This window comes from Flagellimonas sp. (assembly GCF_965222555.1).
Classification (GTDB): Bacteria; Bacteroidota; Bacteroidia; order Flavobacteriales; family Flavobacteriaceae; genus Flagellimonas.
The window spans coordinates 1,590,395-1,605,555 of record NZ_CBDCUG010000005.1 but is presented as its reverse complement, the minus strand read 5'-3'; the positions used below and the strand labels follow the sequence as shown (position 1 = coordinate 1,605,555).

Sequence of the window (15,161 nt, the reverse complement as noted above, 5' to 3'; positions counted from 1 at the left end):
ATATTTAAGCCTTAATAAACTTATAAGAAGATGAGAGTCCCTTTTACCTTTCTAACCCTATTTTTTGTTTTGGTTGTAGCTGGTCAAACCAATACCTATAAGATTTCATTTGAGAATGCCGTGCATCACGAGGCTGTCATTGAAGCCACCTTTCCCAAATTGACCATGGATACGGTTTCATTTCGAATGAGCAGGACCTCTCCCGGAAGATATGCCTTGCATGAATTTGCCAAAAATGTGTACGGATTCAAAGCCATGGACAGTAAAGGAAATCCCCTAAAGGTATATCGCCCTAACCCCTATGAATGGGAAGTAACTGGCCATGATGGCACCATACATATCAGTTACATCCTTTTTGCCAATCGGGGTGGCGGAACATATGCACAGATAGATGAGACCCATGCGCATTTGAACATTCCGGCAACATTTATGTTTGTGTCTGATTTAAAAAATCGTAAAATCGAGGTCGAGTTTGATGTTCGGGAAGATTTGAATTGGAAAGTGGCCACACAATTGCCCTTGGTTTCTGGAACTACATATATGGCTCCAAATCTGTACTATTTTATGGACAGCCCAACCGAAATCAGTGATTTTACCTTAAAATCTTTTGAAATTGACGGACAAACGGTTCAACTGGCATTACACCATAATGGAACAGAGGAAGAAGCAAATCAATATTTTGAAAAGGTCAAGAAAACTGTGCTAGAACAAAAGGAGGTGTATGGCGAGCTTCCAAAATTTGATTATGGCACCTATACTTTCTTAGCTTGCTATATTCCCAATGCCTCTGGTGATGGAATGGAACATCGAAACTCCACCATTTTAACCGGCACACGAAGTTTGGCAGACGGGGGAATGAGAGGCAATATTGGTACGGTTTCCCATGAATTTTTCCATGCTTGGAATGTTGAACGTATTCGCCCCAAAAGTTTGGAACCCTTTGATTTTGAGGCTGCAGATATGAGTGGAGCCCTTTGGTTTGCTGAAGGTTTTACTAGTTACTACACCAACTTGATCTTGTGCAGGGCAGGTCTTATTTCCCCTAAAGAATACGTGGAAGGGCTTGCCGGTAACTTCAACTATGTTTGGACTTCCCCGGCACGACAGTTTTTTAATCCCATTGAGATGAGCTATCAAGCTCCTTTTGTGGATGCAGCCACTTCAGTTGACCCCGTAAACCGGGAAAACACCTTTATCTCCTATTATTCTTATGGCAGTGTTTTGGGATTGGCATTGGATCTATCCCTTAGACAACATAGTTTGAGTTTGGATGATTATATGAAATTGGCGTGGCTACGGTATGGAAAAAAAGAAATTCCCTATACCATTAATGATTTACATTCACTTTTGAATGAGTACGCGGGGAAAGCCTTTGGGGATGATTTTTTCAACACCTATATCTATAAAAGTGGAATGCCTGACTATGCCTCACTTATGAAATCTGTTGGGGTGGCTTTAAAACAAAAGAAAGAAGAACCCTATTTTGGCGCCTATGTCTCCATAAATAAGGACGGAACGGAAGGTGCTATTACAAGTAATCCTAAAATTGGAAGTCCTGCATACAATTCTGGATTGAGTCAAGGGGATATTATTATAAATATTAATGGTGTTCCTTTCTCCAAGGGACAGCGATTTGCTGATTATCTTAAGCAATTTGCAATCGGTGATTCGCTGCAGGTTAACTTTTCTCGATTTGGAAATGCCAAAACCGCAGCTATAGTCTTGACTCCCAGTCCCAGTTATTCCATAAAATTAATGGAAGATATGGGGCAAAAACCTACGGCCAATATGCTAAAAAAACGAAAGGAATGGCTCAAAAGTGAATAGATGATACGCTATATCCAAGCTTCAACAATTGATCATCTTGAACAAATTCTTTTGTTGCAGCAACAAAATCTCCCCAAAAGCCTTACGGATAAAGAAAAGGAACTGGAAGGTTTTTTAACTGTAGAACATTCATTGGAAATTCTAAAAGAAATGAATGATGAGTGCGGTCATGTGATTGCATTGAACAATGAAAAAGTGATAGGCTATGCCCTTTGTATGCACCCCAGATTTGCAGAAAGTATTGAAGTGCTCAAACCTATGTTCCATGAAATCTACAAAGTTGTAAAGGGTAAAAGCAACTATATGGTGATGGGACAGATTTGTGTGGCCAAATCACATAGAGGTCAAGGTGTATTCAGAAGACTCTACGAAACGATGAAGGAAAACTTGCCCGCTGGTTTTGATACCATCATAACCGAAGTTGATGCTAAAAATCAACGATCTATCTGTGCACATAAAGCTGTTGGTTTTAGGAAACTCAAAAGGTATAGTTCAGATGGAAAAGATTGGATATTAGTTGTTTTGTGATAATTTATTATTGTTTTTCGATAATTTTATTATATTTGTTATCGTTAAACAATAACTTTACGATGAAAATGTTTGGTCAAAAATCCTTTTCCACAGTACTATCTTATCTATTCTTGATTGTTTCAGTATTAACCTTACTTTTTACAATTTATGTCGATATTTCTTTCTTAACGGGTAATTTCACCCAAAGCAATGGAAGATATCGTATGGATATTCCACTTACCGGAAGCTATATCCATGGTGACTATCAATTTAACATTATTCTTACCCTATCTCTAGGTTTAATTTTTGGGGTATTGTTTTTCTTTTTATTATCCAACATCTTTAAAGCCCTAACCAAGAAAGTTATTTTCAATAATAAAGCCATTCGGAACCTGAAATACTTTACAATTTTAAATTTAGGGGTTGGTCCTATTTTATATTTTCTCAGCCATTTTCTTATTCTAGAAAAGCCCTATCATAAAGACATACATAACCTTATACTGGGATTAATCTTCGGAATGATTGCTCTTTTTTTGACTTACATCTTTAAAAAAGGTTATAATGTCCAATCTGAAAACGACTTAACCATTTGATCATGGGCATTATTGTAAACTTAGATGTGATACTTGCCAAGCGTAAAATGAAAAGCAATGAGTTGGCAGAGAAAATTGGAATTACCACCGCTAACCTTTCTATACTTAAAACGGGAAAAGCCAAGGCAATTCGGTTTTCAACGTTGGAAGCAATTTGCAAGGAGCTAGACTGTCAACCTGCAGATATTTTGGAATATCAGAAGTGACACCCCAAAAGTCCCCTCAAGGGGACATTAACTTCTGAAAATAAAAAAAACCGCTCATCTGAGCGGCTTTTCTATTCTATATGCCTGAATTGGTTAATCTGCCAATACAATAACTTTGTTATCCTTCATTTCAATGGTACCACTGGAAATGGACAGTACAGTTTCTCCATTTGCACCTTTGGAAAATTTACTCTGAAAATCTTCCTCAATAGTGATATCTCCTTGCACCTTAACATCTCCTTCTTGTAATAAAGAAACTATGGGTGCGTGGTTTTGTAACATTTGAAATTCGCCATTAATTCCTGGAACGGTAACCGAGGTTACTTCTCCTGCGAACAAAGTGGCTTCTGGTGATACAATTTCTAAATACATTTCCTTTTTCTGTCATTCCCGCAAAGGCGGGAATCTTTTATAGTTAATAATGCTTCGACTGCGCTCAGCACTCACCTCGGTTATGCCTCGGCGAGCATTTTCTCTCCAGCCTCAATAGCATCTTGGATGCTTCCTTTAAGGTTGAATGCAGATTCTGGAAGGTGATCCAACTCTCCATCCATAATCATGTTGAATCCTTTGATTGTGTCCTTAATATCTACCAATACCCCAGGGATACCTGTAAACTGCTCGGCCACGTGGAAAGGTTGTGACAAGAAACGCTGCACCCTTCTTGCTCTACCAACCGCTAATTTATCCTCTTCTGAAAGTTCTTCCATACCAAGGATGGCAATAATATCTTGAAGCTCTTTATAACGTTGCAACAACTCTTTTACACGCTGTGCACAAGCATAGTGATCCTTTCCTAAAATTTCAGGAGTCAAAATCCTTGAAGTGGAATCCAATGGATCCACCGCAGGATAAATACCCAACTCCGCAATCTTACGTGAAAGTACGGTTGTAGCATCCAAGTGGGCAAATGTAGTTGCAGGAGCAGGATCCGTTAAATCATCCGCAGGAACGTAAACCGCCTGTACAGATGTAATGGAACCTCTTTTTGTTGATGTAATTCTTTCCTGCATGGCACCCATCTCTGTCGCCAAAGTAGGTTGGTAACCTACCGCTGATGGCATACGACCCAATAGTGCGGATACCTCAGAACCGGCTTGTGTAAAACGGAAAATATTATCTACGAAGAACAGTACATCTTTTCCTTGTCCATCTCCAGCACCGTCACGGAAATATTCAGCAATGGTCAATCCTGAAAGCGCCACACGTGCACGTGCTCCAGGAGGCTCGTTCATCTGTCCGAAAACGAAAGTCGCCTTGGACTCCTTCATTGCTTTTTTATCTACTTTGGATAAATCCCATCCACCTTCTTCCATAGAGTGCAAGAAATCGTCTCCGTATTTGATAATACCGGATTCCAACATCTCACGAAGCAAATCGTTTCCTTCACGTGTTCTTTCACCAACACCTGCAAATACAGAAAGACCACCGTGTCCTTTTGCAATGTTGTTGATCAATTCCTGAATCAATACGGTTTTACCAACACCAGCACCACCAAACAATCCAATTTTACCTCCTTTTGCATAAGGCTCGATCAAATCGATTACTTTGATACCAGTAAAAAGTACCTCAGTAGATGTAGAAAGATCTTCAAACTTTGGAGCTTCCCTGTGAATTGGAAGTCCATTGTCGCCAGTCTTTGGCAGGTTCTCCATTCCATCAATAGCATCTCCAATTACATTGAAAAGTCGTCCGTAAACATCCTCTCCAATTGGCATTTGAATTGCGTTTCCAGTTGCGTGAGCTTCAGCTCCCCTGCTCAAACCATCGGTAGAATCCATAGAAATGGTCCTTACCGTGTTTTCACCAATGTGTGACTGAACCTCCAAAACCAACTTGGAACCATCGGCTTTATTGATTTCAAGGGAATCATAGATTTTTGGGATTTCTGTTCCCGACTCAAACTCAACGTCAATGACCGGGCCTATAATTTGGGCAACCTTACCTGTAACTTTCGACATTACTGTGTTTATTTTTAATTGAATACGAAGGAAAAAACTGCTTTTTTTCCGGCTGCAAAGATATACTATTCCATTTGTAATAAGAAACTTAAAATTTGTTTTTTTAGCAACAAAAAAGGCATCGAAAAATTCGATGCCCTTACTATTACTTTGTGTTTTTATTTTAGGGATTAATTGTCCAAGATATATAATAGATGGATCCTATATTACCTGTACCAATGGCTTGAAAGTATTCATCTCCCAAAAGGTTTGACCCTCCTGCTTTGAAAACAGATTTAATACTTGGTACTGCATAATTGATCTGTGCGTCCAATACGGTATAGGCAGGAACGTCTCCATCAGCAAAAGTCGCTTCCCAAAAGAAACTGTCACTCCATCTATAGTTAACATTAAATCCAAAGTTTTTGAAAAGCTCCGTATTTCCAAAGGATGCTTTTACTTTATGCTTTGGAGTATTGAAATTAGTTTCAAAATCAGGGAACCTTGCTTTATCAAAATCAAACTCGGCATAGGTGTAATTAACTCCTAAATCAAAATTGCCAAACACTTTGGTATCCACACCAACAGTACCACCCCAAGAGTCAATATCAACCTCAGCATTGGTATAGGTTTGGTAAGGCTGCCTATCACCATTTTGAAGCGCAAGCAACGAAAGCCCTCCATCTCCGGCAGTTCCATAAAATGGAACCAATACGGTTACATTAGAAATAAAATCCTTATATCTGTTATAATATCCGCTTAAATCTATAGTGAATTTTCCAATCTGTCCTCTATAACCAGCTTCAAAAGCTGTAATCTCTTCTGGTTTAATCACTGATGTGTTAACTGCTTCTGGTGTTCCTGCTAAAACGGAGCTTAATGAATATGCATTTTCATAGGCAGCACGACCCACTATCTCTGTTGTCGCCGGTTGTCCTAAATCATCTTGGGCTTTTTGGCTAATATTAAAAGTTCTTACATCCTTATCCAAATTGGAAGGAGCAGAACCTACTAAAATTGCCGATCCAGCATTTAGCCCAATAAAAAGGTCTTGAGTAGTTGGGTTTCTAAAACCTTGTTGTGCAGAAACGCGGAAATTATGATTTCTATTTTCGCCTGCGGTGTATGCCAAAGAAAGTCTTGGTGATAAAAACCCATCAAAAAATTCATTTTTGTCGTATCGTGCGGATCCCGTAAACTTGAATCTATCATCAAGGAATTTTTTCTGCAGTTGGACGTACGCGCCATATTCGTTGTATTTGATGGGACCATCAGAATCGGTAAAAATGGTTCCGCCCGAATTTAGCTCATACTCCCTGAAAGAACCTCCAATTTGTAAATCAGCCCAGTCATCGATTAAATGTGCAAAATTGTAATTACCGTTCACATGACGGAATTTGGTATTATCGATAAACTTTGCACCTGTCGTTAAATCACCATCATTGATCACGGTATTAAAAGCACTTTGGAACTGTGGTGTTCCGGGAAGGAATCTGCCGGTATCCGCGGCTTGTCTTGCAGCAGCATGCGCTGCGGTTGAGGCTTGTTCCCTGGTCAATCCACCCTGCTGTATTGCACCTAAGAATGTTGGGATATAGGTTGATGCATAGTCGGTGAACCACTCCGTATCACCTTTCCAAGCCCGGTTTACGTTGATAGCCGTAAATCGGGTATCATAAGAATCCCCTGAATTCTCTGTGGTTATGTACCCTCTCAGGAAAAAGTTCTTATTTCTGAACTCCAGCTTATGCTGTTGAAGAATAAAGTTTTTTACCGAGTATCGGTTAGCTCCTTGATAAATGGTATTACCACGACCTACTCTACCATTATATATAATCTCAAAGTCGTCAGCAAAAGGTCTATAGAACACTGAAAAATCGGTCTTTACACTTTGCGCATCATAATCCACCAAATCTCTTTCATTATATCCGGTTCTTGAAACCTGAGCGGTACCTACAGTGCCAGTTGGAAGACCTGCCGCTGCATCAAAATTCAATAGGGTAGACACCTCATCCCCATAAACATTTAGACCATTATAGTTAGGATCGGTCCTATCCGCTCCGGGATTGGAAAAATCAGCGGTGTTAACCGCATGCCAGTCTTCTCCTTTTAAAAAGGAAAGGTTGGCTTTTACGGCAACCTTATCGCTAAATGCGTGGGCCACTCTAATTCCGAAATCATAATAGTTGTTGTCACCTGCAGCATCTTGGGAAGTTATCCCTGTTTTACCATAAGCGCTTATTCCCTGAAAATCGAATGGACTTTTACTGTTCATGAACAAAATCCCATTGAAGGCACCTGCACCGTAAAGTGCTGATGAGGCTCCTGGTAGAATCTCAATGCTCTGCACCTCAAGTTCGGACATCCCTACCAGGTTACCCAAAACAAAGTTCAGACCTGGCGCTGAGTTATCCATTCCATCCACTAACTGCAAAAATCTATTGTTTGCAAAGGTGGCGAAGCCTCTGGTATTAATGGACTGGAACGTTAAACTGTTGGTATTGATATCAACCCCTTTTAGATTTTGCAATCCACCGTAAAAGGATTCGGCCGTGGTGTTTTTGATTTCCTTTAAACCAAACCGCTCAACAGACACAGGAGATTCAAAAATACGTTCCGGTGTTCTGGAAGCGGAAATTACAATCTCATCCAAAATTGTTGAAGCTTCGTTTAGGGTAATGGAGAGTGTTTGATTATTGGAGGTTACACTTGCTACAAAATCTGAAAAACCAATAGCTGTAAATCGAAGTTGGAACGGGGGTTGTTCTGAGGTATTAAAAGTGAAATTTCCATCAAAATCAGTAGTGGTTCCTTCCGCTTTTCCAACCAACACCACATTAGCTCCAGGGATAGGCTCATTATTTTCGTCAACTACTTTTCCCTGTACTGTGGTCTGTGCATATGAAACAACACCAAACAGCATGAGGGAAATGATTATTAGTCTTTTCATTAGCTTTGAATTAGAGTTAAATAGTTTTAAGTACCTGTTAAGTATTGGAGGTGGAAGATACATTTTTTTTCATTTGATTTCCACAAATTTGAAAAAAAATTATGCATGCATAATACTTTTTTATTAAAAAAAGAACACTTTGACTACATAATTAACAAAAAAAAGCACCCTAAGAGGTGCCTTTATTAGATTTTTTATGATTTTCCAAAGTTACTCGACGGTAACCGATTTTGCCAAATTTCGAGGCTGATCCACATTACAATCCCTCATAACAGCTATATGGTATGACAATAATTGCAACGGTATTGTTGTAAGTAACGGAGAAAGACTTTCAGAGGTTTCGGGAATCTCTATCACATGGTCGGCCAGTTCCTTTACACTCTTATCACCTTCGGTCACCACGGCAATGATCCTACCACTTCTAGATTTAATCTCTTGAATATTGCTCACCACTTTCTCATAATGGCCTTTTTTAGTGGCAATGACCACTACAGGCATTTGCTCGTCAATCAGAGCAATTGGGCCATGTTTCATTTCGGCAGCAGGGTATCCTTCGGCATGGATATAACTTATTTCCTTTAGTTTTAATGCTCCTTCCAAAGCTACCGGGAAATTATATCCCCTACCCAGGTAAAGACAGTTGGTTGAATCTTTATAGGTATCTGAAATCTGTGCCACCAACTCATTGGACAATAGTGTCTTTTCTACTTTTGCAGGAATTCCTTCCAATTCTGCCAAATACTCGTGGTACTTGGATTCTGAGAACATCCCCCTTTCATGCGCCAATTTTAAGGCAATAAGGGTAAGCACTGTAATTTGTGTTGTAAATGCCTTTGTTGAGGCCACACCAATTTCAGGTCCCGCATGGGTATAGGCTCCAGCATGGGTTTCCCTAGCAATGGAAGAACCTACAACATTACATACACCAAATACGAATGCTCCTTTTTCTTTTGCCAACTTAATGGCCGCTAGTGTATCTGCTGTTTCACCAGATTGTGATATGGCTATTAAAACGTCATTCTCTGTTATTACCGGATTTCTGTACCTAAACTCCGAAGCGTATTCTACCTCAACAGGGATTCTGGCAAGATCTTCAAAAATATATTCAGCCACAAGGCCTGCATGCCATGAGGTTCCGCATGCCACAATTATAATTCTGTTCGCATTGAGGAATTTTTCCAAATTCTGGTCAATCCCCGCCATTCTGATAATTCCCTGATCCGCTAATAAACGTCCTCTATAGGTATCCAATATGGCTCTCGGCTGCTCATAGATTTCCTTGAGCATAAAATGATCATATCCTCCTTTTTCAATCTCTTCAAGGTTCAACTGAAGTTCCAAAATATTTGGATAGGCTATAGCATCATCTTTGATTTTCCGAAGCTTGATTTCCTTGCCGATACGAATTATCGCCATTTCCTCATCTTCCAAATACACCGCATTATTGGTGAATTCAATAAAAGGAGAAGCATCTGAGGCAATGAAATATTCGTTTTCCCCAATACCAATAGCCAAAGGACTTCCCAATTTGGCCACTACAATCTCATCTGGCTTGTTTTTGTCAAAAACAGCAATTGCATATGCCCCAACAACCTGATTCAATGCAATCTGAACGGCCTGACCTAATTTAACGCCTTCTTTTTTCTTTACTTCTTCTATAAGGTTTACCAAAACTTCGGTATCCGTATCCGATTCAAAAGTATATCCACGTTCCATGAGTGCCTTCTTTATAGCCTCATAGTTTTCAATGATTCCGTTATGGATAATCACTAAATCTCCAGAATTTGAATAGTGCGGATGGGAATTGATATCGTTTGGTACTCCGTGGGTCGCCCATCTAGTATGCCCAAGTCCCAATTTCCCCTTTGTTGCAATGGCCGCTTCAGATTTTTTCTTTAAATCCTCCACCTTGCCCTTTGTTTTGGACAAATGGGTTTGCTCTCCATCAAATAGCACGATACCCGCACTATCATACCCTCTATATTCAAGCCTTTGGAGTCCTTTTATGATGACGGGGTAGGCATCCCTATGACCAATATATCCAACAATTCCGCACATAAAATCGGTTTTAAGTAGTTAATAGTTTGAGTTAATCGCAAATTTAGTACTACAATTGGTATAAATAGTATCGTAGCGGTCCTAAGGCAGAAAAAATCTACAAATGGTAATTAAAATGAGTCTAATTAGTTGGCTTTGGTATAATAAATCACCAATTTTAATTTTTTATCCTCGCTTACACCTTCTCCACTACCGTAAAGAACCGTACCTAAAGGACTAATAGTGGACATCAATGGCATATTGATGTTAGGGGCTTCGTTACTTAATGACTCCGAAACCCTTGGGTCCACAACATTGGCAGTTAACGTAAGACCCAATTTGGCATTTGTAGAGTCCCTAATTATTATATTGTTGATATGGTCCGTAATCCTGAAAGTATATTTTAATCCTTTACCATTGCTCTTTTCTAGAATACCATCAAAATCCAGAAAACGTCCAAGCGGTTCTTGAACCTCACCTCTTTCGTTGTTTGGATTGTATATTGGCTGATCCGTTTCAGCATTGTACAAATAAAGTCTAGGTGGTTCCTCAGCATTGTCCCCAATGGCATCCCGATCCACATAAAAAACCAGGTTGGCTTCATTAATGATCCAATTGTTCGCCTTTATCTCATTGATAACGTCCATGCCATCATTAAACTCGTCGAATAATTTAATCTCGGTAAAAGTACCTGCGCCACCCTTTGCATATATTCTAGAGGCATTTTCTCCATTATCCAACGCATTGGGAATGTCCCCTAGGTATGCATCATTTGTAAGGGTATTCACCGCATTACCTGTTACCGCTCCATTGCTGTCTTGAAGAAGTAGGTTCAACACAAAGTCCTTTTCCGCAGTCTCCGGACCCTCGGTTTCCGTATTATAATCCTGATATTCATAGGTTACTGTTATGGTAGCCTGTGCAAGATTCAATAAAAACATCAAATCTTCCATATCTGACCCTGATATTTGTATTCCTCTGAAGTAATCGTTGAAATTGGCCTGGCTCAAAAGTTCTGACTGTCCCTCTTTATCCAAGATTTCTTGAAAAAGCGCATTATCCAATTTCATCCTCAATCCAGGAGCTATTCTATTTTTAATCTGCGTGGTCTCATCTTCCTCGGTATCCGGGTCGTCTACCTCAGCTTCAAAAATGATTTTTTCCCTGTTGCTAAAAGCCACTTCACCATTAAACAATTCATCCGAGACAAATCCAGAAAAATCTTGGTTGGAAAAATATTCCTGTCTTTCTTCAAAATTGGAGTTTGGATCCAAGTCCCTTAAAAAGAATGTAGATCGAAAGATTTTTAGTTTAACTGTTCCTTCTAGTATTTGATCCTCTGGATTGGGGTCTTCCAAACCATATATACTATCTAGGTCAAATATTTTTTCAAAGGTATTGGCCACAAAATCATCCCCTGTCCCATCTTCATCTGGGTCAAAGGGATCAGAGCCTACAATACGCTCGTCATTATCACTAACACCATCACCATCCCAGTCAGAATTTGGATCTTCTGGGTCTTTATCAAATTCATCGTCCACACCATCCCGATCACTATCCTTTAAGGACGCCGGAGGCACCTGAAATGGAATGTGCAAGTATACCTCTTTAACTGTTTCATTTTCCGGAATGGTTGCATCGGAATCGTCATCGTCTGCATCGTCCTCAACGGCTTGCGATAAATCCCCAAAAGTTGGATTTCCCTGTCCACCTGGCAAGGTTACCTGGGATACAATACTGGCATTTGTTCTTCCATAAACAGGGTCATTAAATGTCCCCAGTTGATATAATGGAATGCGATTGGTCTGGACCGCTTCTATTCCTCTGTTAAAAGCAAAAACATCGTATGATTTTTTACCTGTGGTAAACGGCTCCCCAGCAACAACTCCTTCCCCTATGGTATTGGCCAACTCATCCTCACAGGAAGTGATTATCAGAAACAAAGCTCCAACCAAAGTTGAAACTTTTATAATCCTAGAAAATTTCATGCAATTTATTTTAAAACTTCTGTTTTATAGAAATTTGTGTATGCATCCTCTGCTTCCTGAAGAGAAACATAGGGCAATACAGGTTTGGATAGATTTGCAATGTGGTTCTTTAATTCCTCTGGCACCTCTTCCGAGGCTAAAATAATGGCATCAGAATAATCTACTGCTACTTTTAACAAATTATTATAGTCAGGAGTGGAAAGCGAAGAAATACTTTCTTCCTCAATGCCATCAAAAGCAATTTTATTCTTCATTTCACCATCTAATTCCCCTTCATAACCTCTGTCATATATAGAGGTTACAATTTTGCTGTCGGCAAACAAGGGTTCATCTGCATAATATTTACGCAAGTACAGGGGCAACAAGGAAGCCATCCATCCGTGAACATGGATAATGTCTGGCGACCAATTCAATTTTTTAACCGTTTCAACCACACCTTTAGCAAAGAAAATGGCCCGTTCATCATTATCGGGGAACAAATTTCCATCCGCATCGGCAAATGTTGCCTTTCTCTTAAAATATTCTTCGTTATCAATGAAATATACTTGTATCCGCTCCTTGGGAATTGATGCAACCTTGATGATAAGTGGCATATCCATATCATTGATTACCAAATTCATCCCTGATAAACGGATTACCTCATGCAGTTGATGCCTTCTCTCATTGATGTTTCCATACCTGGGCATAAAAATGCGTATCTGCCCCCCATTGCTATTGACCATTCTAGGTGCTTCATACGACATTAAGGAAACTTGATTCTCTGGGAGGTAGGGCACTAATTCAGAAGATACAAACAATATCTTTTTACCATTCATAAACACTTTCTTTTGCTTATCTGAAAAACGTAGGCGCAAAAGTACAAAAATTATGCTGATTAGCAGTATTTATAGTATTTTTGCACGCTTTTGAATTGCTCTATGCATGTATTTGACCGCAAAAAGGAACTCACGCTCTTCTTAGAAACAGAAAGAAGCAAAAATCGTACCGTTGGCTTGGTCCCTACTATGGGGGCACTACATCAAGGTCACATTTCGTTGGTTAAGACCGCTCTTTTGCAAAACGATCTAGTAGTTGTGAGTGTTTTTGTAAACCCTACACAATTTGATAAAAAAGACGATTTAAAGAAATATCCCAGAAACCTGGAAAAGGATATCCATCTTTTAAAGAGTGTTTCCAACAACATTGTGGTTTTCACTCCTTCTGTGGACGAAATGTATGGCGATAACATAGCTTCCCAAGCTTATGAATTTGATGGTCTGGACAAAGTAATGGAAGGAGCGTTCAGGGAAGGCCATTTTGATGGGGTTGGCACAATTGTAGAGTTGTTCCTCAAAACAGTTTCTCCTGACAAAGCATATTTTGGTGAAAAGGATTTTCAGCAGCTCCAGATTATCAGAAAAATGGTAGAATCCAAAAAATTGCCCTATCAAATTGTAGGTTGCCCTATTGAAAGGGAACCTAGTGGCTTGGCCATGAGTTCCCGGAACGAACGACTGTCAAAAAAGGCAAGGGAGGATGCAAGTTTTATCTACAAAACACTACTAACTGCCAAGACAAAATTTGGCACGGAAAGTGCTTATGTCATATCAGAATGGGTACAATCCCAATTTGAAAAAAACGAAGTACTGGAGTTGGAATATTTTGAAATTGCAGATGAAAGCACGTTAACACCATTACTTAAGAAACAGGTAAACAAAAACTATAGAGCGTTTATTGCCGTTTATGCCGATGGCATTCGTTTGATAGACAATCTAAAACTGAATTAACTAATTTTGCACCATGCAAGTAGAAGTTGTAAAATCCAAAATCCATAGGGTAAAGGTCACAGGGGCCGACCTCAATTATATTGGCAGTATAACCATCGATGAAGATTTGATGGATGCTGCAAACATAATCAGGGGAGAAAAAGTGCAGATTGTGAACAATAACAATGGAGAACGACTAGAGACCTATGCAATTCCAGGACCAAGAGGTTCTGGCGAGCTTACCCTTAATGGTGCTGCTGCGCGAAAGGTAGCCGTTGGAGATGTCCTTATCCTAATAACCTATGCATGGATGAGTATGGAAGAAGCAAAATCCTTTAATCCAGCATTGGTTTTCCCCAATGAGGAAACCAACCTTTTAAACTAGTTTTGAGCCATTCCCTCAAAAAATTCCTAAAAATTGTAGTTCCCATTCTAATTGGATTGGGACTTGTTTTTTACTCATATACTTCCACAACTCCAGAAGATAGGGTCAGAATTCTTGAGGCAATAAAGAATGCAGATCCAATTTGGGTATTTCTATCCATATTCATTGGTATATTGAGCCATATCTCCAGGGCTATTCGTTGGAATTATCTTTTAGCCCCTATGGGCTACAAACCAAAACTGGTCAACAATGTACTCATTATCCTAACCAGCTATTTTGCAAACACTTTGGTATTGCGATCTGGCGAATTTCTAAGGGCAACTGCATTGAACACCTATGAGAAAGTCCCGTTTGAAAAAGGGTTTGGCACTATAGTAACCGAAAGAATTATTGATGTCATCATGTTACTGTTGATAATATTAATGGCACTTCTTGTACAAACCAATGTAATCCTAGGTATTTTGGAAGAAAATGGTATTGGCCTGGCCGGTTCACTTGGATTCCTTTTGGCTGGTGTTCTTGGGCTATTTGTAGCTATACGCATCATCAAAAAATCCACTTCCAAATTCGCGCTCAAAATAAAAACATTCCTAAACGGTCTGTTAGATGGTGTATTGAGCATTTTCAAAATGAAACAAAGAGGAGCTTTTATCTTTCATACACTTTTTATCTGGGCATGCTATATTGCCATGTTCTGGGTAATAAAATTTACGGTTCCCGAAACAACCGAGCTGCCCTTAGGGGCATTTTTGGTGGCCTTTGTTGCCGGAGCTTTTGCCATGGCCACCACTAATGGCGGATTAGGGTTATTTCCCATTGTTGTAACCGCAGCTTTATCGGTTTATGGCATCAGCAAAACCTCAGGCGATGCCTATGGCTGGATCATGTGGACAGCCCAGACCTTAATGGTAGTTGTTTTTGGAACAATATCCTTTGTCATCTTACCGTTATTGAATAGAAATCGGTAAACCCCTACCACT

At 39.6% G+C, this 15,161-nt stretch carries 13 protein-coding genes; 7 read left to right on the top strand and 6 right to left on the bottom strand.

Going from position 1 to position 15,161, the window contains the following annotated elements; all coding sequences use genetic code 11:
• Positions 1-30: 30 nt before the first annotated feature.
• From ACOQO1_RS15615 to ACOQO1_RS15600, 4 genes are all read left to right on the top strand, one after another.
• Positions 31-1,827 carry a M61 family metallopeptidase gene (locus tag ACOQO1_RS15615; RefSeq protein WP_420603815.1) on the top strand — a complete coding sequence of 599 codons (1,797 nt, stop codon included), beginning with the start codon at positions 31-33 and terminating at the stop codon, positions 1,825-1,827.
• Positions 1,828-2,355, top strand: a complete 528-nt coding sequence (locus ACOQO1_RS15610; RefSeq protein WP_420603814.1) for a GNAT family N-acetyltransferase — start codon at positions 1,828-1,830, stop codon at positions 2,353-2,355.
• Between the two features lie 62 nt (positions 2,356-2,417).
• Complete coding sequence (locus ACOQO1_RS15605; RefSeq protein WP_420603813.1) at positions 2,418-2,930, top strand: DUF2975 domain-containing protein; 513 nt, start codon at positions 2,418-2,420, stop codon at positions 2,928-2,930.
• A 2-nt stretch (positions 2,931-2,932) separates the two neighbouring features.
• Complete coding sequence (locus ACOQO1_RS15600) at positions 2,933-3,136, top strand: helix-turn-helix domain-containing protein (RefSeq protein ID WP_420603812.1); 204 nt, start codon at positions 2,933-2,935, stop codon at positions 3,134-3,136.
• A gap of 93 nt (positions 3,137-3,229) precedes the next feature.
• Here ACOQO1_RS15600 and ACOQO1_RS15595 read toward each other — a convergent pair whose 3' ends face one another.
• The 6 genes from ACOQO1_RS15595 to ACOQO1_RS15570 form a co-directional block, all read right to left on the bottom strand.
• Positions 3,230-3,508, bottom strand: a complete 279-nt coding sequence (locus ACOQO1_RS15595) for a F0F1 ATP synthase subunit epsilon (protein WP_420603811.1) — start codon at positions 3,506-3,508, stop codon at positions 3,230-3,232.
• A gap of 80 nt (positions 3,509-3,588) precedes the next feature.
• Entirely contained in the window at positions 3,589-5,097 is a 1,509-nt protein-coding gene (gene atpD / locus ACOQO1_RS15590; RefSeq protein ID WP_420603810.1) for a F0F1 ATP synthase subunit beta, read from the bottom strand.
• 163 nt (positions 5,098-5,260) lie between these two features.
• Positions 5,261-8,026 carry a TonB-dependent receptor gene (locus tag ACOQO1_RS15585; RefSeq protein WP_420603809.1) on the bottom strand — a complete coding sequence of 922 codons (2,766 nt, stop codon included), beginning with the start codon at positions 8,024-8,026 and terminating at the stop codon, positions 5,261-5,263.
• 210 nt (positions 8,027-8,236) lie between these two features.
• Positions 8,237-10,084: a glutamine--fructose-6-phosphate transaminase (isomerizing) gene (gene glmS / locus ACOQO1_RS15580; RefSeq protein WP_420603808.1), complete on the bottom strand. Its 1,848-nt coding sequence runs from the start codon at positions 10,082-10,084 to the stop codon at positions 8,237-8,239.
• A gap of 125 nt (positions 10,085-10,209) precedes the next feature.
• Positions 10,210-12,051: a DUF4270 family protein gene (locus tag ACOQO1_RS15575; protein WP_420603807.1), complete on the bottom strand. Its 1,842-nt coding sequence runs from the start codon at positions 12,049-12,051 to the stop codon at positions 10,210-10,212.
• 5 nt (positions 12,052-12,056) lie between these two features.
• Complete coding sequence (locus ACOQO1_RS15570; RefSeq protein WP_420603806.1) at positions 12,057-12,866, bottom strand: glycogen/starch synthase; 810 nt, start codon at positions 12,864-12,866, stop codon at positions 12,057-12,059.
• Between the two features lie 102 nt (positions 12,867-12,968).
• Here ACOQO1_RS15570 and panC point away from each other — a divergent pair, with 102 nt between their 5' ends.
• From panC to ACOQO1_RS15555, 3 genes are read left to right on the top strand one after another with little or no spacing between them, the layout of a single operon-like run.
• On the top strand, positions 12,969-13,817 hold the full coding sequence (panC, locus tag ACOQO1_RS15565; protein ID WP_420603805.1) for a pantoate--beta-alanine ligase: 849 nt from the start codon (positions 12,969-12,971) through the stop codon (positions 13,815-13,817).
• Between the two features lie 13 nt (positions 13,818-13,830).
• Positions 13,831-14,181, top strand: a complete 351-nt coding sequence (gene panD, locus ACOQO1_RS15560) for an aspartate 1-decarboxylase (RefSeq protein ID WP_420603804.1) — start codon at positions 13,831-13,833, stop codon at positions 14,179-14,181.
• Positions 14,182-14,183: 2 nt separating this feature from the next.
• The gene (locus tag ACOQO1_RS15555) at positions 14,184-15,149 is read left to right on the top strand and encodes a lysylphosphatidylglycerol synthase transmembrane domain-containing protein (RefSeq protein ID WP_420603803.1); all 966 of its coding nucleotides are present in this window, start codon (positions 14,184-14,186) and stop codon (positions 15,147-15,149) included.
• The last annotated feature ends 12 nt before the right edge of the window (positions 15,150-15,161 follow it).

Bases quoted from the DNA above. Each gene is read 5' to 3' on its own strand.
- ACOQO1_RS15570 (WP_420603806.1), bottom strand. From the start codon at position 12,866: ATGAATGGTAAAAAGATATTGTTTGTATCTTCTGAATTAGTGCCCTAC.
- ACOQO1_RS15615 (WP_420603815.1), top strand. From the start codon at position 31: ATGAGAGTCCCTTTTACCTTTCTAACCCTATTTTTTGTTTTGGTTGTA.
- atpD (WP_420603810.1), bottom strand. From the start codon at position 5,097: ATGTCGAAAGTTACAGGTAAGGTTGCCCAAATTATAGGCCCGGTCATT.
- ACOQO1_RS15605 (WP_420603813.1), top strand. From the start codon at position 2,418: ATGAAAATGTTTGGTCAAAAATCCTTTTCCACAGTACTATCTTATCTA.
- ACOQO1_RS15610 (WP_420603814.1), top strand. From the start codon at position 1,828: ATGATACGCTATATCCAAGCTTCAACAATTGATCATCTTGAACAAATT.
- ACOQO1_RS15600 (WP_420603812.1), top strand. From the start codon at position 2,933: ATGGGCATTATTGTAAACTTAGATGTGATACTTGCCAAGCGTAAAATG.
- panD (WP_420603804.1), top strand. From the start codon at position 13,831: ATGCAAGTAGAAGTTGTAAAATCCAAAATCCATAGGGTAAAGGTCACA.
- glmS (WP_420603808.1), bottom strand. From the start codon at position 10,084: ATGTGCGGAATTGTTGGATATATTGGTCATAGGGATGCCTACCCCGTC.
- ACOQO1_RS15595 (WP_420603811.1), bottom strand. From the start codon at position 3,508: ATGTATTTAGAAATTGTATCACCAGAAGCCACTTTGTTCGCAGGAGAA.
- ACOQO1_RS15575 (WP_420603807.1), bottom strand. From the start codon at position 12,051: ATGAAATTTTCTAGGATTATAAAAGTTTCAACTTTGGTTGGAGCTTTG.
- panC (WP_420603805.1), top strand. From the start codon at position 12,969: ATGCATGTATTTGACCGCAAAAAGGAACTCACGCTCTTCTTAGAAACA.
- ACOQO1_RS15585 (WP_420603809.1), bottom strand. From the start codon at position 8,026: ATGAAAAGACTAATAATCATTTCCCTCATGCTGTTTGGTGTTGTTTCA.